16 protein-coding genes are annotated in these 22,771 nt (G+C 34.7%); 14 read left to right on the forward strand and 2 right to left on the reverse strand.

Annotated features, from left to right (window positions below):
• The first annotated feature begins 10 nt into the window (after window positions 1–10).
• Genes larC through DM447_RS03890 form a run of 3 tightly spaced genes read left to right on the forward strand, consistent with a single transcriptional unit; the run spans window position 11 to window position 2,539 of the window.
• A complete protein-coding gene (gene larC / locus DM447_RS03880) occupies window positions 11–811 on the forward strand; it encodes a nickel pincer cofactor biosynthesis protein LarC (protein ID WP_112179977.1) in 801 nt (266 codons plus the stop codon).
• Window positions 812–840: 29 nt separating this feature from the next.
• Window positions 841–1,494, forward strand: a complete 654-nt coding sequence (locus DM447_RS03885) for an urease accessory protein UreH (RefSeq protein WP_112179978.1) — start codon at window positions 841–843, stop codon at window positions 1,492–1,494.
• Window positions 1,495–1,534: 40 nt separating this feature from the next.
• Window positions 1,535–2,539, forward strand: coding sequence for an alpha/beta hydrolase family protein (locus DM447_RS03890; RefSeq protein ID WP_162632556.1), 1,005 nt, complete (start codon window positions 1,535–1,537; stop codon window positions 2,537–2,539).
• A gap of 72 nt (window positions 2,540–2,611) precedes the next feature.
• Here the strand turns inward: DM447_RS03890 and DM447_RS03895 are convergent, their stop codons facing one another.
• Together DM447_RS03895 and DM447_RS03900 are read right to left on the reverse strand one after the other, a co-directional pair.
• A complete protein-coding gene (locus tag DM447_RS03895; RefSeq protein ID WP_112179980.1) occupies window positions 2,612–4,912 on the reverse strand; it encodes an AraC family transcriptional regulator in 2,301 nt (766 codons plus the stop codon).
• Window positions 4,913–4,973: 61 nt separating this feature from the next.
• Window positions 4,974–5,624, reverse strand: a complete 651-nt coding sequence (locus tag DM447_RS03900) for a YesL family protein (RefSeq protein WP_112179981.1) — start codon at window positions 5,622–5,624, stop codon at window positions 4,974–4,976.
• 610 nt (window positions 5,625–6,234) lie between these two features.
• On the opposite strand from DM447_RS03900, the gene DM447_RS03905 reads away from it, so the two are divergent.
• The 11 genes from DM447_RS03905 to DM447_RS03970 all read left to right on the forward strand — a co-directional run bounded on the left by DM447_RS03905 (window position 6,235) and on the right by DM447_RS03970 (window position 22,752).
• A complete protein-coding gene (locus DM447_RS03905) occupies window positions 6,235–7,764 on the forward strand; it encodes an extracellular solute-binding protein (RefSeq protein ID WP_199286611.1) in 1,530 nt (509 codons plus the stop codon).
• Between the two features lie 286 nt (window positions 7,765–8,050).
• On the forward strand, window positions 8,051–12,622 hold the full coding sequence (gene pelA / locus DM447_RS18430) for a pectate lyase (protein ID WP_198663172.1): 4,572 nt from the start codon (window positions 8,051–8,053) through the stop codon (window positions 12,620–12,622).
• Window positions 12,623–12,861: 239 nt separating this feature from the next.
• Window positions 12,862–13,830 (forward strand): ABC transporter permease, encoded by a 969-nt coding sequence (locus tag DM447_RS03930; protein WP_112179982.1) that lies wholly within the window; start codon window positions 12,862–12,864, stop codon window positions 13,828–13,830.
• Window positions 13,831–13,851: 21 nt separating this feature from the next.
• On the forward strand, window positions 13,852–14,742 hold the full coding sequence (locus DM447_RS03935) for a carbohydrate ABC transporter permease (RefSeq protein WP_112179983.1): 891 nt from the start codon (window positions 13,852–13,854) through the stop codon (window positions 14,740–14,742).
• 201 nt (window positions 14,743–14,943) lie between these two features.
• Window positions 14,944–16,062: a hypothetical protein gene (locus tag DM447_RS03940; RefSeq protein WP_112179984.1), complete on the forward strand. Its 1,119-nt coding sequence runs from the start codon at window positions 14,944–14,946 to the stop codon at window positions 16,060–16,062.
• A gap of 22 nt (window positions 16,063–16,084) precedes the next feature.
• Window positions 16,085–17,293: an MFS transporter gene (locus DM447_RS03945; protein WP_112179985.1), complete on the forward strand. Its 1,209-nt coding sequence runs from the start codon at window positions 16,085–16,087 to the stop codon at window positions 17,291–17,293.
• Between the two features lie 12 nt (window positions 17,294–17,305).
• Window positions 17,306–17,620, forward strand: a complete 315-nt coding sequence (locus tag DM447_RS03950) for a cupin domain-containing protein (RefSeq protein ID WP_112179986.1) — start codon at window positions 17,306–17,308, stop codon at window positions 17,618–17,620.
• A gap of 37 nt (window positions 17,621–17,657) precedes the next feature.
• A complete protein-coding gene (locus DM447_RS03955) occupies window positions 17,658–19,187 on the forward strand; it encodes a glycoside hydrolase family 28 protein (RefSeq protein WP_112179987.1) in 1,530 nt (509 codons plus the stop codon).
• A gap of 20 nt (window positions 19,188–19,207) precedes the next feature.
• On the forward strand, window positions 19,208–20,773 hold the full coding sequence (locus DM447_RS03960; RefSeq protein WP_112179988.1) for a glycoside hydrolase family 43 protein: 1,566 nt from the start codon (window positions 19,208–19,210) through the stop codon (window positions 20,771–20,773).
• Window positions 20,774–20,799: 26 nt separating this feature from the next.
• Window positions 20,800–21,897 carry a glycoside hydrolase family 88/105 protein gene (locus DM447_RS03965; protein WP_112179989.1) on the forward strand — a complete coding sequence of 366 codons (1,098 nt, stop codon included), beginning with the start codon at window positions 20,800–20,802 and terminating at the stop codon, window positions 21,895–21,897.
• 360 nt (window positions 21,898–22,257) lie between these two features.
• Window positions 22,258–22,752, forward strand: a complete 495-nt coding sequence (locus tag DM447_RS03970; protein WP_112179990.1) for a hypothetical protein — start codon at window positions 22,258–22,260, stop codon at window positions 22,750–22,752.
• Window positions 22,753–22,771: the final 19 nt, after the last annotated feature.

The following is a 22,771-nucleotide window of genomic DNA, read 5'->3' on the forward strand; positions in this document are numbered from 1 at the left end:
AGGATGGGAAATGAGAGTACTTTATTTGGATTGTTTTTCAGGTATAAGTGGTGACATGACTATAGCGGCACTACTTGATGCGGGGGCAAGTTTGGATTTGTTAGAAAGAGAATTAAATAAGTTAAACATAACTAGTGAATACGAATTAAAATGTGAGAAAGTTATTCGGAATGGGATTACCAGTAGCAAATTTGATGTAATTTTACTGAATGAGAAAAATAATAGTGATAACCATGTGCACACACATACAGAAGAGCATGCGCATGATCATGCTCATTCCCATAATCACGATCATCACCAACGTACGTATAAGGAAATTGTTAAGATGATTAATAATGCGAGTTTGGTTGATCGCGCAAAAGAATATGCACTAGCCATTTTCAAGAAAATAGGAGAAGCAGAAGCTTCCATCCATGGTGTGTCGTTAGAGGAAGTTCATTTTCATGAAGTCGGTGCGGTCGATTCGATTATCGATATAGTTGGCACAGCAATATTGATAGATCAATTAAAGATTGAAAGGATAATAGCTTCATCTGTTCCAGTTGGCTCAGGGCACATTCACATTGATCATGGGATATATCCAGTGCCTGCACCAGCAACCTTAGAAATGTTAAGAGGTGTTCCAATTGCAACTAGTAATGTCCATGCAGAATTAACAACACCTACAGGGGCAGCTATTGTTTCTGTACTTAGTAGTGATTTTGGAACCTTCCCTGAGATGAAAGTTAATGAGATCGGTTATGGCGCGGGCACGAAAATTTTTACTAATCATCCAAATGTATTACGAGTAGTAATAGGAGATAAAGAATAGAATTGAACTAGTCAAACGGAGGGGTAAACATGGAATTAGGGATTTTCTCAGTTATGTCGCTTGGGTTTATTTTAGGAATAAAACATGCAATAGAACCAGATCACGTTATTGCTGTATCAACGATAGCCAGTCGTAGTAAAAAAGTATTGCGTTCGTCATTAGCGGGTGTTTTTTGGGGTATAGGTCATACTGCAACGTTATTTATAGTAGGTCTGATTTTTATATTAATGAAAGGTGAAATATCCACACCGTGGATGATGTCTCTAGAGTTATTAGTGGGCCTAATGCTTGTATATCTAGGTTTTACAACTGTTATTTCCTATAGATATCATAGTCATCACGTACAAAAGAGCGATAAGAACTCTTTTCGTAAATCTATGTTAATTGGATTAGTACATGGACTTGCTGGAAGTGGTGCGATGATTTTATTAACAATGAGTACGGTAGATAATGTCTGGTTAGCAAGTGGATATATTATTATTTTTGGAGTGGGTACGGTGATTGGTATGCTTTTATTTACAACTTTGATAGGGATACCATTTGTCGTAAGTAAAAACAAACAATATCTAAATAAAGTTCTTACACAATTAACTGGGGGAATAAGCGTATTGTTTGGAATCTATTATATATATAATTTAGGTGTCAAAGATGGTTTATTTACTATTTGGATGCAAGCGCTGTAACTTTTTTATAATAGCTTCCATTCAAATAAGGAGGGTCATAATGGGAATAATTGAAGAATACTTAGATAACTTATACAAGGAAGTTTCTCAAAGCAAACCTGTTAAATACGATCCAGTTTTGAAAGATCAGTTGTGTAAAGATGTTTCACGATCCTTAGGACATTTTGATTACGTTTCTAAGGATGTTCAAACCATTTTACTCGAAAAAATAGAAATGGATAGTTACACAAGAATGCGACTACAAATTAAGACTGTTGGTTCACTGCATATGTGTTTTTATTTATTATTACCACAAATAAATGAGTGTAAAAAAATTCCAGCAGTTATGGCTGTACATGGTCACGGTTATGGTAGCAAAGAAATAATTGGTCTAGATCGAGATGGAAATGAATCAGAAGAGCGAGGTATATATAAAGATTTTGCAGTGGAATTAGTGAAAAAAGGTGTGGTGGTAATTGTTCCAGAATTGGTGGGATTTGGTGATCGAAGGCTTGAGGAAGATGAAAGTGCAGATAATTCATGTTATCGAATTGCTAGCCAGTTATTACTTTACGGTAAAACATTAGCCGGACTACGTGTTGCTGAATGTAGAAGGTTACTAGACTACATGGAAAGTCATGATGTGATTGATACAAATAGGATAGGGATCATGGGTTTATCAGGTGGAGGACTTGTTGCTGGATTTACCTCAATTCTTGATCAAAGAATTCAGGCGACCGTAATTAGTGGTTATACAAATACATTTAAAAATGGGATCATGGCTAGAAGGCATTGTCTCGACAATTATATTCCAAACATTTTATCATGTGGCGAATTGCCGAATTTAATAGGTTTAATTGCACCAAGACCGCTATTCATTGAAGCTGGTAAAGCGGATCATTTATTCCCAATTGAAACAGTTAAGACTGCAATGGAAAAACTAAAAAAAATCTATCACCTGCAACAAGCTGATAATAATTTAACAAGTCATCTATTTGAAGGTGGCCATGAAATTAGTGGGGAACTATCCTATCAATGGCTAATAGAACAGTTAACTACTGGATAAGGCTTGCAAGGTATTTTAATATATTAAACAAAAAGCTATTTCTATGCTAATCGATTAGCATAGAAATAGCTTTTATTTGTGCTTATGATCCGTTCTGTACTTTCCTGGTGTAATGCCTTCTATTTTTCTAAAGGAACGAATGAAGTTTTGAGAATTATTATATTGCAAGTTAGCAGCAATTTCTTTTACAGATAAATTGGTCTCGACAAGCCATTCCTTTGCTTTGTTCAGACGATACATTAAAAGGTATTCACTAAAAGAACGCTTAGTTTCTTTTAGGAAAATATTACTCAAATAATTAGGGTTATAGTGAAGTTGTGCTGCAATTGAATCCAGTGAAATATCTTTGTCATAACTGTCTTGAATGATGTGAATTATTTTATCTGATAATGACTTATTATCAGTTTTAGTACGTTTGTCTACTTTTTCAATTATGGGATGTACGAGTTGTTCTTTAAACCAATCTTGAATAGTTTGTAATGTTTTTAAATCGTAAATTTCCATTAAGAAAGGACGATTGTCCAATTCAACTATTTCTATACCTAATAATTGCTTTAGCTCCATTAAGTCATATAAAAACCGTGTGAGAATAACATTATAATAATTATGGTGCATGTCACCATTTGAAATATATGCAAAAAAGTTATTTAGCTCAGTATTTGCTTTTGTTTTATCTGCTAGCTTAATAGCATCAAATAGTTTGTACTTAATGTTAGAAGGATAGTCAATAAAAAATTGATAGTTTCTGTTTAAGTTATCATAAAAAATTATTGACTCTTTCCCGTGTTTTATACGATATTTAAGAGCTTCCTGGCTTTCATTGAAGGCTAATTTTGCTTGTATTAAGTCTGAAAAAGGGCGACTGATTCCGATACTAATAGATAAATGAAAAATATTTTTAATTTCTTTTTGGACCAAAGCAGCTTGCTGGTTAATATAAAATGTATGTTCATTTTCTTTTTCAAAATCAGTAACTAGAACTGTCGCTTGTGTCTGATTAATAACAACAGGCGTTAAGCGGCTTTCTGAATCAATCAAATCTTCAAGGACGTTATTAATTGCAAACAACAAAAGGTCTGTATCACTTTTATTAAAAGTACTATTCTCAAAAGTATCAATTTGTAACGCGAAAACGCTTAGTTGCTTCCAAGATTGTTTGTAATTAAATGATGTCAGTTTAATTGGAATTTCATGATTACCTACTTTACCTTGCAACAATCGTATAATGAATAATTGTTTTAATTGATTTACCTGTCTTTGCATTTTGTTTTCCAAGTCATTATTTTTACTTAACAACTGGTTAATATGTGATTCAATTAATTCAAATTCATTATGTTTTGTTTTCTTCATGTCGCTTTTATCAGGATTGGAATTTCGAACAAGTTCTTGGATGTGACGGATTGGTTTATAAATGTTTCTACTCCCCAATATAGAAAATGTCAGAGTAAGACAAAGAAGAATGGAACATATGACTATTGTTAACCATCGAATCGAGCTTAATTTACTGTTTAAGTCACTAATTTTCACAAAGGATAAGTAGGTCCAGTCGTTATACTCTGAAGTTCGATAGGTGACTTTATAATCGATACCATCAATTTCATTATTAAATTGACCATCCTCAGATGAATTATTTATTTTAGAAATAATAGTTTCAGGAATTTCAAAGTTATTTCCAATATATCCAGGATTACTGTGAGCGATTATTTTGTTTGAATCATCAACTATTACAAAGGATTCTGAATCGATTTTTTCTGCCATAATATTGGTTAAGGAACAACTTGGAATAAAGACAACGACCATTCCAGTTTTATTAGACTGTAGTAAAGGTAGTTTTTTCACTAGATTTATATAGTGAGAACAACTATTCTGGACATTATTTTTAACGACAATCGAATCAAACTCTTCAAGCAACCAGGAAGATTTATCAGGTAATGACATATATTTTATATACATAGCATCGTTCTCTTCTTTACTAATAAAGGAAAGACCATTATTGTTTATTAACCAGTTGTTCTCAAAACTAACTAAAACGATATCTTCAATACCTGTATCTAATGTTTGTATATGATTCAGGTCACTTTTGATTGTTTGATAATTATAGAATACCTCAGCAGACATTTCTTCTCTAATAAATTGTTGGGTTTGTGAAGTTCTAACGAAATAAGTGACCGAGTGATCAATATTTTTTAGAACTTGCTCTACATTTGTTTGGATTTGATAAACATTTTGTACTTTCTCCTGTGTGGAATACTCTTGAATGGCTTCAGCTGATTTCCAAAAAGAAAGTGAACCTGTAATAATGACAGGAACTGTGCTCAGTATGATGAATAAGATTATTAATTTATAATAATGCTGTATAACTCCTTTTTTCATCAAATCGACTCCCCAACATGATTTATATAAATTTTGAAGTAAGTTTCCATGACAACTTTATTTACACAGATATATTTGAATCGATTTGAGAGCGCTGCTTCTTTATTAAATTGTTAAAGGATAGATTGGCAAAGTACATAGTAATATAAGCGCTTACACTAAAACTAAAAAATAAAGTGATACCAGGTACTTTCATAGATGAGTAATAAATGCTTGATAATGCTATTAAAATTGCAATAGTATAAAGAATATTAGTGGCACCAATCATGATGGAATAAGTAATATATCTTCGAATAGATAAATTATAATGTACATAAACCGGCGCTATAAAAACAACTAGGATGAGATATAGAAAACTAGCTATAAATAAGATACCTAAAAATATGTTGTAATAACCACTATCCCTCATAAAACCTGTAAAACGTATGTCAATAAATAAAAGTGAACCTAATATAACAATTATAGCCATGATCCAGTTCGTTTTTAAGAATTCCTTTTTATAAGTAAAAATAAAAGTTTGAAATATTGGAATATCATCTTCTTTCAGAATCCATTTCCTAACAACAGTAAACATACTGATGGTTGCAGGCATGATTCCGAATACTACTAAACCAAGAATCGTCGCAACTATCCAAAGCAAATTAAGGTAAGCCAAACGACTTATTATCACACTCATTCTATAAAATGCTCCCCATAATCCTTTCAATTCCATATTAATCCCTCATTAATTAAGATATTTAATTTCCATTTTATTATAACATGAATGTATAATAATGTAAGAAAGTAATAATAATCATTAGATTAGATATTAATCTATTTAATTATATATAATGATTACTATGAAAATAAATCCAAAATATTTGTTCAATATAACAATTTAATGTTTGGATTTTTAGATGCAGTGAATTTTATTGAATTGCTAAAACGTTTTCTCGAAAGGATGATTTTGTAACAATTATTACGGATGCAACTTATAATTATATTTTAGGATAGTTAGATATCTATATTTAACTATCCAGTTATTGAAGGTATTAGGACATGAGAAAAAACTAGAAATATAATCAGCTATAAAAAATGGGTTGATTGTTTCCTCCATGACTGGATTATGATATCTAGGAATAGAATAATCATTATGTAAGATACTTGATAATATAAAATATGTATTATGCAAAAATAAAAGGCTCAACCTTTTGAATAATGAGGTAATACTTGGGATTTCAAACGTTGTTATTTATATGTAATATTGATTATATACAATTTTTAACTTATGAAATAAGATTGGAGATGCAACAAATAATTGTATATCTATGGAGGTTAGTACAATGAGTATTTGGAGAAAGCTTGGTTTAGTCACATTGTTTTTAGTAGCAGTAGTAGTATTATTTGCATGCAATAATGAAAGCGCTTCCGAACAAGGTGGTGAAGAAGGATCAGATAACACCTCGGATACAGAAAATGGGACATATGAGTTTTCAATCATGGCGAATTTACACACACCTGAGGTGCCATCAGAAAAGGTACTAGAAGAAATTGAGAAATTAACAAACACAGATATTGAGATGCAGTGGATTCCTGATAACAATTATGAAGATCGTTTAAACACTGCATTTGCAACGAATACTTTGCCAGAAGCGGTATTTTTGAAGAACCAAAGCACATTTGTCCAATTTAGGGATGCTATTCAGGATGATCAGTTCTGGGATCTAACGGAATTGATTGATGAATACGAAAATTTAAGTAAATTAAAAGAAAATGTTGTAGATAATACAAGGGTTAACGGGAATGTTTATACATTATATCAAGGGCGACCTTTATCAAGACAAGGTATAATTTATAGAAAAGACTGGGCGGATAACTTAGGACTAGAAGCGCCAACGACAACAGAAGAATTTTATGAAATGGCAAGAGCTTTTACTGAAGATGATCCTGATGGGAATGGAAAGGACGATACATTTGGGATAACTGACAGGAGTGATTTGATTTATGGAGCATTTAAAACTGTCTCTTCTTGGTTCGGTACGCCTAACTATTGGGGAGAACAAGATGGAGAGTTGGCTCCTGAATTTATGTTTGATGAATACGTTGAAACAATGGATTTCTTTAAAGACCTACATGAAAACGGATATATTAATCAAGATTTTCCTGTAACAAGTAAAATTGATCAACAAGAATTTATAAAAAATGGAACTGCTGGTATTTACGTAGGTTCCATGGGTGACGTAGGCAGTCTTTATGATGATGCAGTTGCGATTAATCCTGATCTTGAATATGATGTCCAAAATCATATAGCAGGTCCAGATGGTGAATTTGGAATATGGTCAATTCCTGGTTATGGTAACTTGGTTATGTTTCCTAAAAGCGCAATCGAAACAGAAGAAGAGTTGAAGAAAATCTTGGGCTTTTTCGATCAGTTTATGTCACCAGAAGTTATGAACTTAGCTTATTGGGGAATTGAAGGTGAGCATTATGAAGTGACTGATGGAAGTGCGCTTCCTGTGGATGATGCATCATTATTTGAACGAGAAGTTAAACCATATCAGTCAATTGAAATTGGTGAACCTGCAACAAATGGCCGTTATGAAGGTGCATTTGATTATGATGTCAAAGCTAAGTCAGAGGAATTAAATTTAGATAATGAAAAGTATCTAATTGATGATCCTACTGTTCCGTTATACTCTGAGACATTTGCTCAAGACGGCGCTAGATTGCAGCAAATTATTACAGATGCAACTTATCAGTATATTTTAGGACAGTTAGATATGGACGGCTTTAACGATGCAGTTGAAAATTGGAAGTCACAAGGTGGAGATAACATTATTACTGAATATAATGCGGAGTATAGTGCGAATTAACCTTGTAATTTACTTTATGGCGAAATAAGTTTTTGGAGTGCCTGGTTCCTTCGATTTAATAAGGAGGCAGGCATTTTATTTAATCGTGTTAATTATCATAAAAGATTTTAGTCTTTCTTCTACTTCAAAGCTATATACTTTCAATTGAAAGACGTTCACAACTACATCGTGCTTAACATCTTTCCATCTAGAATTAGAGCATACATCATTTATGATTTTTTGTGCTAATAAAGCCAGTAATTGATGCTAATAGTTTAAAAAAGGTAGAAGGAAAGGTGAGAATTCTATGAATGTAGTAGGTAAACGAATTGGCTATCTTGTAATAGTAGCAATGCTTTTGTTTATTTCTGTTTCTTCTGCAATACAGCCAGTAAAGGTACTTGCAAAAGACGTTGTTGTTTTTCAAACTGATTTTAACGATGATACAACTGGTGATATACCAAAAGATATTGATGTGACGGAAAGTGGGGGAACGGTTCGTGTTGTGGATCTTCCTGACGAAAATAATAAGAGCGCTTTTTTAAATGATATTAGTGATGCAACTAATGTTAGTATCAGTAAATCTTTTGAAGACTTAGAAGGTATAGTGACAGTAGAAATGGCATTTATGCAACCGACGTATACAAGCTCGACAAAGGTCATGAGGGTGAAAGGTGACGCAACGCCAGTTATTATTGAAACGAAGAATGGAAGTATAACTTATCGGACTGGTGATAACTATCAACCTTTAATAGAGTTAGTAGAAAACCAATGGTACAAAATAAAAGTGACTATTAATTTAGATACACAAAAGGCAGATGTCACTATTAATGATGAACTTTTATTAGAAGCGACTTCATTAAATGAAGCGGCGACGAAAGTGAACTTTATTGAGACTTTCACACCAAATAGTAGTACAGATGGGCACTATATCGATGATATCAATATTCAGGGATCCTCATCAGAAGAAGAAGAGGAACCAACAGATCCAGAACCAACAGAACCAGAGGAAGATGGAATTAATGGAATTTATGAAGCTGAATATGCAGCGCTTAATGGGGCAATTGTGGATAATCAACATATTGGTTTTACGGGAATAGGTTTTGTTGATTACAATCCAAATGCTCCTGGTGGAAGTATCGAATGGAAAGTTGATGCTCCAGTAGACGGAGAGTACAATCTTGATTTTCGTTATGCACACGGTGGTACAGATTTACGTCCTGCAGAGATAATGGTTAATGGAAAGGTAGTGAATGAGGAACTAGTATTTGATTCAACTGGCGGCTTTGCAATATGGGATTATACATCAATTAAAGCAGAGTTAAAAGCTGGAGAGAATACCATTGTTGCAAAAGCTACAGGTGCTAGTGGAGGAGCAAATATTGATCATTTAAAAATTTATATGGAAGTTGATGATATTTATGAAGCGGAAGAAGCAACATTAGAGCCTGACACAGTTATTGTTGATAATCAACATATTGGATTTACTGGCACTGGCTTTATTGACTATAATCCAAATACACCTGGAAGTTGGGTTGAATGGACAGTCGATTTACCAATTGAAGGAGAGTATTACTTGGATTTTAGATATGCTCATGGCGGAACAGATTTCCGTCCAGCTGAAATAATGGTAAATGGTGAAGTAGTTGAACCAGAATTAGCATTTGACCCATCTAATGGCTGGGCAACTTGGGTTTATACTTCTACAAAAGCAAATTTAAAAACAGGTGAAAATACTATTCGTGCAACTGGTGTTGGTGCAAGTGGAGGAGCAAATATTGACCATTTGCGAATTCATAATAAAGATGAGGTAGATACCGAAGCACCAGTTGAGGTAGAAGATGCTGAAATAGCAGAAATCGTTAGTGGATTGGAATTGAAGAAACTGAAAGAGTTAGGAATGGTTGTTGATCAAACAGCTACTGATGAGCAATCGATTACTAGAATTGCCTTCATGTCTCTAATTAATGAAGCCTTTGGATACGTAGAAGAGGAGAAATTTAAAAACCTCAGTAACGATACACACGTTTGGGAAGTTTCTCTTGAAGAATGGTATTCTTATGTACTGAAAGTAGCAAAGCAGAAAGGATATATGGACAGTCTAGTTGTGGATGGGAATATTAATCCTGATAAAGAGTTAACAAAACAGGAAGCTCAAGATATTATTGCTACTATTCAAGGAGAGTCAACTAGTTCTGTCGGTGAAGATATATTGACATGGGGAGAAGCAAAAGAATTAGTAGAACCTCTTCGAGAAAGTAATAGTAGTGAACAAGTTAATATTGTTGGGGTTCATGCAGTAGCGACTAATCTTATGGTGGTAACGTTTGACGGCTACTTTGAAACATTTGATGTATCTGATCTTGATGTTGTTATTCCAACAAATGAGTGGGAGCTATTGTCGCCAGGTTTTAAAAATTTACGTATTGATAAAGCTGCTCAAGGAATCAATGAATTTGGGCAAACGGTAGTGGTCTTACGCAGTTTAGATGAGTGGGATGAATATGCGGAATATGAGCAACAAATAGAGGAAGTTAGATTTTCGGGTGATCTTGATCAAGCGATTGAAGAAGCAGATAATCTATTAACTTGGCAAATGGACCACGGTGGTTGGACTAAAAATTGGCCGCAAATATACACACGCCCATGGGATGGTTTAGAGTCCCGTTCGGAATGGATAGAAGATGGTAAAGAATTAGGAACGATTGATAACAATGCCACAATTACAGAAATGTTATATCTTGCACAGGTGTATCAGGAAACAAAAGATTCAAAGTATCAAGACAGTTTAGAGAAAGCTTTGGATTTTCTATTTGAATTACAATATCCAACTGGCGGTTTTGCACAAGTATATCCAGCTAGAGGGAACTACTCTGACTATGTAACTTTTAATGATGAGGCAATGGTCAATGTTTTAGAATTAATGGATCTAGTAGCAGAACGCAAATATCCATTTGATTCTGATTTAATTAGTGATGAGTATCTTGTTAAAGTTAATAGTTCAATTGATTTAGCCGTTGATTATATTCTTCAAGCACAAATCGAAGTTGATGGAGTATTGACAGCATGGTGTGCGCAACATGACCCAATCACATATGAAGCAAAAGAAGCTCGCTCATATGAACATCCATCCATTTCTGGTCAGGAGTCAGTCGGCATTATTCGTTATCTAATGTCTAGGCCGCAAACAGTGAGAATTAATCAATCGGTTAAAGCAGCATTAGAATGGTTAGATGAAGTGAAACTTGAGAACACGCGTTATATTAGTGGGGATCCGAATGATGAATACTTTGTAGAAGATACAAATTCGACAGCTTGGTATCGTTTTTATGAAATTGGAACGAATAAACCAATCTTTTCAGGTCGAGATGGTGTTATTAAATATGACATTATGGAGATAGAAGAAGAGAGACGTAATGGCTATTCTTGGGGTGGTCATTGGGGAACATCGTTACTAGATATTGCACAGCAAACTGGTAATTACACAAATAAAGTATTTGTTCAAGTGGCTGAAACGAAGTCAGTTGACACATTTGGTAGAACATTAGCCGAAGGAAATGTAAAGGAGTTGGAGGGACAAATGAAGAGTTTAGCCGAAATTGATAGCACAATTACAGTGGCACAAGATGGAAGTGGAGATTATGATACAGTGCAATCTGCAATTGACGCTGTACCTAGTAACAACAGTCAAACTGTAATGATATATGTAAAAAATGGGACGTATAAAGAAGTTATTACTGTTCCAGCTAATAAACCTTTCATTACATTAATTGGAGAAGACGAAAAAGAAACGGTTATCACGTATGATAATTATGCTGGTAGAGATAACGGAGTAGGTGGCACTCTTGGCACAAGTGGCAGTGCAAGTGCATACCTTCGTGCTGATGATCTGATTGTAGAAAATATAACATTTGAAAATTCTTTTGATGAAACAACAGATACTACTGGAACACAAGCGGTTGCGTTATACGCAAGTGGAGATCGACTTTATTTTAAAAATGTAAGTTTTATTGGCAATCAAGATACATTGTATGTAAATGCTGGTACGCATTATTATGACAATGTTTATGTGGAAGGAGATGTAGACTTTATTTTTGGAGCCGCTAGAGTAGTATTTGCTAATTCAGTGATACATTCCTTTGATAGGGGCTCTGAGTCTACAAATGGATATGTTACCGCAGCTAGTACTCTGATTTCAGATGAGTATGGCATGATGATTATGAATAGTAAATTAACTAGTGATGCAGCAGCCGGTACGGTTTATCTAGGAAGACCGTGGCCATCCGGTGGAAATCCCAATGCAATTGGAAGTGTTTTGATTAAAAATAGTGAACTGGGCGCACATATCAATCCAGATGGATGGACATCAATGAGTGGTTTGCAACCTGAAGATGCGCGATTATTTGAATATAAAAATACTGGTCCAGGCGCTGTAGTAAATGACTCCAGAAGACAACTAACAGATGAAGAGGCAGCTGAGTGGACAGTTGAAAATGTATTGAAAGGTTGGAATCCAGTTCCAGATCAAGAGGAACCGGAAGATAATCCTGATGTGGAACAACCAGAAGATGATCCTATTGATGAAAATGAAGAACTGGAAGAGAAGGAAGATGAAGCCGTAGATGAAAATCAGCAAGACATAGAAGATAATGAATCTAGTCAGGGTGAAGATTTAGAAAAGGAAAAACAAGAAAGTGCAGTCACTGATAATAACATAGAAGATATTAATTCAAGTGACAAGAATGAAGAAGAAATAAAAGATTCAAAATCTTTGCCAGAAACCGCAACATCGATGTTTAATTGGTTATTGATTGGACTCGTTACATTATTCGCTGGTGTAGTTTTGTATAAGTTGAATCGTAGGAATAAACTAAATTAATTATTAAGGAGCATTCACACATATGAATGCTCCTTTTAAAGTAACGACCTATAACCAACGTGAATATAGGATAATCATTATCTTATATTCACGTTTAAATCATCCTTTCAATAATGTAAACGCATACTTAATTATAGTTAATAACATAATGATTATTTACGTAGTCATTATCTTACTCTACATTGATTGTAAGCAAGGATTGATGGGATAAAGAAAAAATTATAGAAAGGGTTTTGCTAATGGCTAATACAGTAGTAACAGAAGCTAATACAAAAATACCTGTTGATTACAAGAAAAAACGAAGACAAGAATTGTGGAGGCGTACGAAAAAAAATAAAATGCTTTATCTAATGATTCTTCCAGGGATTATTTATTTTCTAATCTATAAATATCTTCCTATGTATGGATTAATCATCTCCTTTATGGATTATAAACCGTATTTAGGTATAACAGGTAGTGAATGGGTGGGGTTTGAACACTTCCGTCGACTATTTTCCAGTCCAGAGTTTTGGAGTATTTTTAGAAATACGCTAGTATTATTTGCTTTACAAATATTCGTATTTTTTCCGATCCCAATTATTATCTCTCTTATGTTAAATGAGGTAAGACATTCATTTTATAAGCGAGGCATCCAGACATTAATTTATATTCCGCATTTTATGTCTTGGGTTGTTATTGTATCTATCAGCTTTGTAATGTTTACTTTGGACGATGGTATTATCAATTCAATGTTAGAAGTTTTTGGATTTGAGAAAATTAATTTTCTGATGAGCTCTGATTGGTTTCGTCCAATGTATATTCTCCAAGTTATATGGAGAGAAGCTGGCTGGGGAACAATTATTTTCTTGGCAGCAATAACAGCAGTGGATCCGCAGTTATATGAAGCTGCAAAAATAGATGGTGCCACTCGTCTTAGGCAAATGTGGCATATTACACTTCCGGCAATTCGAAGTGTCATCATAGTATTACTTATTCTTAAAATTGGTGATGTACTTGAACTTGGTTTTGAGCATGTATATCTATTGTTAAATTCTTCGAATCGAGAAGTAGCTGAAATCTTTGATACGTATGTATATGTCGCTGGTATACAGCAAGGACAATTTAGCTACAGTACAGCCGTTGGATTTTTTAAAGGAGCTGTAGGGTTGGTGATGGTAATATTCGCTAATAAGTTAGCTAAGTTATTTGATGAAGAAGGAATCTATTAATTGGCATAAGGAGTGAAAAACATGACAAAAAAACGAAGAAAAAATAGAGTGTCAGTCGGCAGTAAGGTATTTGATACATTTAATTATATACTGTTGGGACTTATTGGGCTGATAACTATCCTACCATTTATTCATGTATTGGGAAGTTCTTTCGCCACAAGTGCCGAAATTGCTGATACGACGTTTTTACTATTTCCGACTGAATTTAGTTTGAATGCTTATCGTTATATTTTCTCCACTGATACTATTTTTAAAGCATTAGGCGTTTCTATTTCAGTAACGATTGGTGGAACTATATGGAGTATGTTCTTATCAACATTAACTGCTTATGGTCTTTCGCGTAGGGATCTTATAGGTAGAAGGCATATAAATTTTCTTATTGTTTTTACGATGTTATTTAATGGTGGGATGATTCCAACGTTTTTAGTTGTTCAACAGACGGGGTTGTTAGACTCACTTTTGGCACTAATTGTACCTGTTTCGATTAATGCTTTTAATATGATTATTTTAAGGAGCTTTTTCCTTAATCTCCCACAAGGTTTAGAAGAGTCCGCAAAAATAGATGGTGCCAATGACTTTGGTATATTATTTCGAATCGTAATTCCAATTTCATTGCCAGCCATTGCAACGATTTCACTTTTTTATGCAGTTACGTACTGGAACACTTATATGCATGCGATTCTTTACTTGAGTGATGCAGGAAAGTGGCCAGTTCAAGTTCTTTTAAGACAAATTGTGGTACTTGCAAGTGGTATTAGTTATGATGGATCGTCATTTACAGATGTCCCACCACCAGAGGTTACTGTAAAAATGGCAACAATTGTTGTCGCAACAGTCCCAGTTTTATTAGTATATCCTTTCTTACAAAAGTATTTCACCAAAGGTGCATTGCTAGGATCTGTAAAAGGTTAACAAAGAATAGTTGCTTTTCAATATTCAGACTTGATATATAGTACGACGTAGTGAAACTTTCTTAAAGCTATGTCAGTAAACGGATTCCCTTTCTATGCCTGTGGAAAGGGAGCCAATTTAATTTGAGAAGCGTGTAATTTACGTTGGAATATATAACGATTTATGTCATGAACAACAGTCTTTTAGAAAGCGGGTGAGAGGATGTCTACTTACTCAAATGGTTATCTGGGGTTATTAGATAAGATGGATGATTTATTTCCAGATTTGTTTTCTTGGTTAGCAAAGCAATATGATCCAAGTACTGGTGGATTTTATTATGCAAGAAGTTCGAAGACAATCGATGGATTGATCCCAGATATAGAATCAACTGCTCAAGGATTAAATATTTTGATCAGAAATAACTTATTAGATAGTCTATCTGCGGATATGAAAGAACAAATGATTGTTTTCTTTCAAAAGAAACAAGATAGTAAAACGGGCTACTTTTTTGATGACAATCGAGCAATGAGAAATGATGAAGTTATGGTTCACCGTGCTATTAGTTATGCAACAGGTTCATTAAAAAATCTAGGTGCTGGACCTTTGTATCCATTACCAATGGATCAAGATACAGCTCCAGCGTATGTGAAAACAACCGCTTCTTACTTAGAGAAATGGAAAAGTATTGATTTACGTAATAGTTGGCGCGGATGTGACTTATTTGCAAATTCTTGTGTTTATATACGTGAGCTTAAAGAAGAACAACAGCAAGTATATCTAAACCAAGCGGTTTCGTATTTGAAAAGTATACAAGATAAACAAACAGGATTATGGGGTCAAGGTAGTTTATATGTAAGAATTTCTGGGACGTTTAAACTACTGACGTTTTATAATAAATTCCGATTAAAAATGCCTAATCCAGAGTGTATTTATCAAAGTATTTTACAATGTCTTCGTACAGAAGAAGCGGAGGACATGTGTTATATCCGTAATCCTATTAATCTCCTTTCTTACTTGGATATAGCGATACCACCGCCTGATTTAAAAGAGATTATCGAGATAACTATTAATAATATGAAAAAGTTTAAAAAGAAGGATGGAGGATTTTCTAGAGAAATAGTTTGTTCGCCATCTGCACCAAATGTTGCTCAAGTAAAAAGCGGTGAATATTATCCTGATATGCCAGACCCTGTACATTTAGGATTAGGTTTAGAAGAAGGGGATATGAATGCAACTACACAGGCTACATTGATACGCCTGCAACTTTACCAATTGTGTAAAAAAGAGATTCTACCGCTACCAGAAGTGAGTGAATTTCACCATTATCTCAGCAAATATTAATTGAAAGAAGTGCATGAAATAAATGAAAAAATGGAAAATGAATCGAAAGAAGAAATTGTCTTCACAAGCGGTGCAAATTCTATTTAATCATGGGATTTATCAATTTGGAAATTCTTTATCAATTATATTTGTCAATCTATACTTATGGCGCCTTACAAATAGCTTATGGATTAGTGGAATGTACAATTTAATTGCGATATTGGCACAAGCGGTAACAACGATCTTGATAGGAAAGCGTTCTAAAAAAATTGGACGCACGTTGATGTATCGGTATGGAATTTTACTAACCGCACTATTTTATTTATTTATTGTTGTATTACAGGAAAATATAATTCAGCACTTTTATTGGTTCGCATTGATTAAAGGAATTGCTCAGGGTATGTATTGGGTAGCGTATTTCACTATTGTTCATGAATTTTCTTCTGATCAAAATAGGTTTCGTTATTTGGGATGGAACCAAATTGTGATGGGTGGATCTAATTTACTTGGTCCCGCAATTGCTGGTTTTATTATTAGTTTATCAAATGAGCTTAGCGGCTATATGATTGTATTTTCATTAGCATTTTTAATGTTTGTTATTGCTACAATAGGTAGTTTTCAAATTCAAAAGGAAAAGATGCCACACAAGTCATATTATATGAAATATTTAAAATTGATCATTATTCGAGAGCCAAACTTTTTAAAAGCACTTATTGGCTGGTTTGTTCTTGGGTTTCCACAAGGTATTCTCATGTACATTCCACCAATTTTGATTTATAGCATTTTTAATAATGAAAGCGTTGTAGGTTATTTAAACATAGTGTTTTTAAGTTTATCAATCTTATCTAGTTATCTAATTTCTAGATTAGCAGAGATTGAAGCAACAAGAGGATATTTGTTACTTGCTGCTTTAGGGTTTATTTTAGCTAGTCTGTTTTTAATTTGGGATATAAATATGATTACAGTAATTTTGTTTATGTCTGTGCATCATTTGTTTAAACCATTACAAGGAAACGCCTATGCGGCTTTTTACTTCCAATGGATAGATTTGTTGCCACTAAAAGGTGCGTTTCGCGTAGAATCTATTGTGCTTCGTGAAACGTTTATCAATTTGGGTAGGGCGATGGGAATTATTACTTTTATGATTTTTTCAGCAGAGATTGATGGTTCGATTGTAGCCTACGTTATTCTCGCAGTGATGTTGATGCAATTGATCCTTCCTTTCTTTGCAAAGAATAGCCCACATAAATGAGGAGGAATTGTTATGTCGCATATTGGTGAATGGGAAATAGTGGATCCAGGAGTCACGAGAAAGATTCATCCGACTGGTAATGAATTAATGATGATGGAAGTGAAATTTGATGAGGGAGGAGTCGGAAAGATACACAGTCATCCGCATGAACAACTGACATACTGCTTAAAGGGAAAGCTTGAATTTACATTAAATGATTCGATTCATATCTTATCAAAGGGAGAGTCACTGTATATTCCAAGCAATACGGAGCATGGTGTGATTGCATTAGAACCAAGTAGTCTATTAGACACATTTACACCATTACGTGAGGATTTACTTTCTTAGCAATACGTGAAGGGTATAAATAAAGGAGGTCTAAACCATGTATGCTTATAATGTTGTAGAATTTGGAGCGATAAATGATGGTCAAAAAGATAATAGTCTGGCGATTGCAAACACAATAAATGATTGTAGTAAGAATGGCGGTGGGATTGTTTATTTTCCAGCTGGCACTTATAAAACAGGTGTAATTCAGTTAAAAAGTAATATTACTTTGTACATTGATGCTGGTGCAAAGATTTTATTTACGGATGACTTTACTACGTATGATCCTGTACAGACGAGATGGTCTGGCTATCAATGTTATGGATTTTCTCCACTTGTTTATGGAAGAGGATTGAAAAATGTTGCAATTAAAGGTGATGGTGTCATTGATGGGCAAGGGATGGCATGGTGGGAAATTAATAAAGAATTGAAAAATGGTGTCGATTATCAATCTGAAATGACAGATAAAATTAGAGAATTAAATAAGGATTTTACCGAACCAAATGAAACGAATTTAGTTGAGTGGCCGTCACAATTTCTACGACCACCATTAGTACAATTGATTGATTGCGAACAGGTCAAATTAGAAGGTGTTACGTTACAGAATTCTCCTTTTTGGAACACCCATCTAGTATATTGTAATAATGTAACTGTTCGAGATCTGACTATTAAAAATCCATCAGATACCCCGAATGGTGATGGATTAGACATTGACTCATGTTCGAACATAAGAGTGTCTGATTGTCATTTTGATGTTGGGGACGATTGTATCGCAGTTAAATCTGGAATTAATGCAAATGGTAGAGAGATTGGAATACCATCTGAAAACATAACAGTTACTAACTGTACCATGTTACATGGCCATGGCGGAATTGTTATGGGGAGTGAGAACTCTGGAGGAATAGAAAATGTTACTGTATCAAATTGTGTTTTTATTGGTACAGATAGAGGAATTCGGATAAAAACAAATCGTGCGCGTGGTGGCTATATTCGTAATATTCTAGTTAATAATATCGTAATGGAAGATTGTTTATGTCCGATAGCTATCAACGCATTTTATCGGTATGGTGTCGACTTAGATGATCCTTCGATGGTAAAGCCTGAGCGAATACCTGTAAGTGAGAAAACGCCGGTAATTGAACACATTCAATTAAGTAATATAAACGCTAAAAACTGTCGCGCAGCAGCTGGTTTCATTTATGGATTGCCAGAGATGCCTATAAAAGATATTTCATTAAATCAGATAACAATAGAAATGATTACGGATGTAGATGCAGTAGGCGGTGAACCTGATATGGTAAAAGAACAACTATATATGGTTGGTGATGGCATCTATGGAAGATACATTGATGGAATTGAATTAGACAGGATTCGGGTAGAGACAAGGCAAGGATCATCTTTATTATTAGAGAATACCAAAAATGTTGACATAAATAATTTCACAACCAAGACCGTTCATCTTGATACGCCAATTATTCAATTAAATCAAGTCAAAGGTGTAAGTATCACTGGTAGACAATTCACTAATCTATCAAAAAGTTATTTAAAGTTAGTGAAAACTGATCTTGATAACGTAATCTTCTATTAATGAGAAGAAGGAGGAAATAAATGAAAACGTTTAAAAACCCAATAATTGCAGGCTTTTACCCAGATCCATCAATTTGTCTTGTTAACGATGACTACTACTTGGTGACATCAACATTCGAGTACTTCCCAGGAGTTCCAATCTTTCATAGTAAAGATTTAGTTCATTGGAAACAGATTGGCCATGTTTTAGACAGACCTTCCCAACTGAACCTTGATGAAACGCCATATTCTAAAGGTATTTATGCACCAACGATTCGATACGACGATGGTATTTTTTATATGATTACGACTTTTGTAGTTAGTCAAACTGGTGCAAGGAAAAATTTTTATGTTACTGCAACAGATCCAGCAGGTCCTTGGTCTGATCCAAACTGGTTAGTCGATGCTCCAGGAATAGATCCGTCTTTGCTTTTTGATGATGACGGAAAAGTATATTATACCGGTAATCGTCGCCCACCTAACGGCAGTGAATATCCGAAACATAATCAAATATGGTTGCAAGAGCTTGACCTAGAGCAGAGAAAACTAGTTGGTCCAACTTTTGCTTTATGGGAAGGTGCATTGAAATATGCGCATGCGCAAGAAGCACCACATCTATATAAGATTGATAATTACTATTATTTGCTGATAGCGGAAGGTGGAACTGGTTTTACACATGCAGTAACGATCGCACGTAGTGAAAATATAACAGGACCATATGAGTCAACCGAGACAAATCCAATTTTAACTCACCGTCACCTTGGAAGGGATCATGAGATCGCTAATGTTGGTCATGCAGATATCGTTCAAACCCAAACAGGCGATTGGTGGATGGTTTGTCTTGCTTCACGTCCATATGGTGGTTACCGAAACCTTGGTAGAGAAACCTTCCTTGTTCCATTTAAGTGGGAAAACGGTTGGCCAGTAGTTAATCCTGGAAAAGGAATGATTGAATCTGAAATGGCATTTCCGAATTTATCAGAACACAAGTGGCCATCGTTGCCTGCTTGTGACCCATTTGAGAAAGAAGTGCTTGATTTACGATGGAACTTTTTGCGAACACCAAGAGGAGATTTCTGGTCATTGACGGAACGACCTGGTTTTCTAAGGTTAAAGCCAAAGAAGGAAACAATAATGGAAGCTAGTAATCCAGCTTTTGTTGGACGACGTCAACAAGATATTAGTTTTTATGCGAGTACAGTAATGGAATTCAAGCCAGAAGACCCTAGTGAATCAGCGGGATTAGTATTGCTACAAAATGAGGGTTTCCAGTTTCGTATGGAGCGAATTTTAAAAGATAATAAACAATATATTCAACTCGTACGTCGAGAAGCTGGTAAGGATGAATTAATTGCTTGTCAGGAACTAGATGATCTAAAAAAACTGTATCTAAAGGTAGAAGCATATGGTCAAGCATATAGTTTTTATTATGGAACAATAGTAGATGAGTGGAGAGCACTAGCAACTGATCTAGATGGAACAATTCTTAGTACGGATAAAGCGGGAGGATTTGTTGGAGCGTATATTGGCTTATATGCCAGTAGTAATGGAAATACAAGTAGTAATTATGCTGATTTTGATTGGTTCGAATACAAAGGCACAGAGTGAAAAACAACTTGTAAGGAGGCAGAGAAATGAGGGAATATCAAGGGAAAACAGGATTGGGTTGGGCAGAAACAGCTTGTCGTAGTTTAATGGATCGATATGAACCAAACTTCCTTCCACCTAAAAATCGTTGGCATTATCACCAAGGGGTTTTTCTTTGTGGTATGTATGATGTATTTTTGCAAACAAAAAACAAAATCTATTTTGATTATGTAAAAGAATACGTGGATAAGTTAGTTGATGAACAAGGGAATTTTCTTTTTGCACGGGGTGAATTAGATGCAATTCAACCTGGGTTACTATTACTACCTTTGTACCAAGAAACCGGTGATAAACGCTACCAATTAGCCGCTCTAAAGCTAAGAAGCTTATTGAAGACATTGAATCGAACGAAACAAGGTGGATTTTGGCACAAAGACAAATATCCATACCAAATGTGGCTCGATGGCTTATATATGGCTGGTCCATTCGCTATTCAATATGGCCAAATGTTTCGGGAACCTGAATTAATTGATTTAATCATGCATGTGGAAAAATTGATGAGAGAGCATACAATGGATGAAAAAACAGGATTGTATTTTCATGGTTATGATGAAAGTAAAGAAATGTCGTGGGCAACAACTAAGGGCCATGCTCCTGAAATATGGGGACGTGCGCTCGGTTGGTATAGTATGGTGTTAGTTAACCTTATTGAACTTTTGGAAGAAGGACATCCAAAAAAAGAGGAGTTACGTGTAGTAGTGCAACAATTAATAGACCGTTTACTACATTATCAGGATAAAGAAACGGGTTTATGGTATCAGATAATAGATAAAGGAGAACGAGAGGATAACTGGCTTGAGAGTTCATGCTCCAGCTTATTTGTTTATGCGATAGCCAAGGCTGTTAACAAAGGCTATATTAGTGAAAAATATTTTAAAAGTGCAAAAATCGGTTATGAAGGTATTTTGAAACATAAGGTGAGTTTAGATGAAAGCGATGGATTTCAGCTGCATGGTATTTGCATTGGAACGTCTATTGGAGAATATGATTACTATATTAATAGAGAGACGAGCGTTAATGATCTTCATGGTGTAGGTGCTTTTATTCTTGCTAGTGTTCAAATAGATCAACATGATGCTGTCTAATATTCCAACTTTCTCATCAGAAAAAAAATGTGAAGCGTTGACTACTTTATTTAAGTTTTAATTACATCTCTTATGTTACTTGACAGTTTCAAAATAAGCCTGCTTCCGAGTTAGCTGAAGCCGTGCCTGCGGAAAGGGAGTCAATTTCATTTGAGGAGCGGGTAAGAAAGAATGACTACAACGGATTTCTTTAATTTCGTAAGATGAAACGTAATAATAATTACAAAAGGAGCAACAAGTCAATCTCAACTTTGGATTGTGAGACTTTATAGTATTACCATGACTTGAAGGCCTGTTTTGCGACACGAAAGTTGAGTAGTAATATTTAACTAAGGATTTCTAAAGAAGGGCAGGTTGAAGATGATGCAGATTTTTAAACGATGGACAATACTTATAGCTTTTAGCTTCCTATTGGCAGGCTGTGGTGATAATGAGGAACAAGTGGATTTACTGTTTTTTACAGATATCGAAGAGACGGAAGTAGAAAAATTACGCACAACGGTTCAAGGACAACTTGATGATAGTCTAAGTCAATCAATCGATCTAGAAGTCTATTCACCTGTCTATGAACGACTAATTTCAGAGATTGCAACTCATAATGGAGACGTTATTCTAGTGGAAGCAGATATGATTTCACCTGCTGTATTAGATCCTGAAGGTTTGGTTGAGCTCGATGATATCGTTACAGATAGCCAAACATATATAGCAACAAATCCAAAAACTGAAGAAGAACATGTATACGGCATAACTATAAGTGCAAGCGAGTACAGTAGCCATGAGCTTGTAGCACTTATACCAATATATAGTGATTATGCAAAGCAGGCTATTACGGTTTTAGAGAAATTGAGCGAGTAGAGGTAAGGGAGGGCGTGAA

Source organism: Paraliobacillus zengyii (genome assembly GCF_003268595.1).
In the GTDB taxonomy this organism is placed as follows: domain Bacteria; phylum Bacillota; class Bacilli; order Bacillales; family Amphibacillaceae; genus Paraliobacillus_A; species Paraliobacillus_A zengyii.

Excerpts from the sequence above, each read along its gene's own strand:
- DM447_RS03890 (WP_162632556.1), top strand. The coding sequence starts at position 1,535 with ATGGGAATAATTGAAGAATACTTAGATAACTTATACAAGGAAGTTTCT.
- DM447_RS03955 (WP_112179987.1), top strand. The coding sequence starts at position 17,658 with ATGTATGCTTATAATGTTGTAGAATTTGGAGCGATAAATGATGGTCAA.
- DM447_RS03970 (WP_112179990.1), top strand. The coding sequence starts at position 22,258 with ATGATGCAGATTTTTAAACGATGGACAATACTTATAGCTTTTAGCTTC.
- DM447_RS03885 (WP_112179978.1), top strand. The coding sequence starts at position 841 with ATGGAATTAGGGATTTTCTCAGTTATGTCGCTTGGGTTTATTTTAGGA.
- DM447_RS03905 (WP_199286611.1), top strand. The coding sequence starts at position 6,235 with ATGAGTATTTGGAGAAAGCTTGGTTTAGTCACATTGTTTTTAGTAGCA.
- DM447_RS03940 (WP_112179984.1), top strand. The coding sequence starts at position 14,944 with ATGTCTACTTACTCAAATGGTTATCTGGGGTTATTAGATAAGATGGAT.
- larC (WP_112179977.1), top strand. The coding sequence starts at position 11 with ATGAGAGTACTTTATTTGGATTGTTTTTCAGGTATAAGTGGTGACATG.
- DM447_RS03945 (WP_112179985.1), top strand. The coding sequence starts at position 16,085 with ATGAAAAAATGGAAAATGAATCGAAAGAAGAAATTGTCTTCACAAGCG.
- DM447_RS03935 (WP_112179983.1), top strand. The coding sequence starts at position 13,852 with ATGACAAAAAAACGAAGAAAAAATAGAGTGTCAGTCGGCAGTAAGGTA.
- DM447_RS03965 (WP_112179989.1), top strand. The coding sequence starts at position 20,800 with ATGAGGGAATATCAAGGGAAAACAGGATTGGGTTGGGCAGAAACAGCT.
- DM447_RS03950 (WP_112179986.1), top strand. The coding sequence starts at position 17,306 with ATGTCGCATATTGGTGAATGGGAAATAGTGGATCCAGGAGTCACGAGA.
- DM447_RS03930 (WP_112179982.1), top strand. The coding sequence starts at position 12,862 with ATGGCTAATACAGTAGTAACAGAAGCTAATACAAAAATACCTGTTGAT.
- pelA (WP_198663172.1), top strand. The coding sequence starts at position 8,051 with ATGAATGTAGTAGGTAAACGAATTGGCTATCTTGTAATAGTAGCAATG.
- DM447_RS03960 (WP_112179988.1), top strand. The coding sequence starts at position 19,208 with ATGAAAACGTTTAAAAACCCAATAATTGCAGGCTTTTACCCAGATCCA.
- DM447_RS03900 (WP_112179981.1), bottom strand. The coding sequence starts at position 5,624 with ATGGAATTGAAAGGATTATGGGGAGCATTTTATAGAATGAGTGTGATA.
- DM447_RS03895 (WP_112179980.1), bottom strand. The coding sequence starts at position 4,912 with ATGAAAAAAGGAGTTATACAGCATTATTATAAATTAATAATCTTATTC.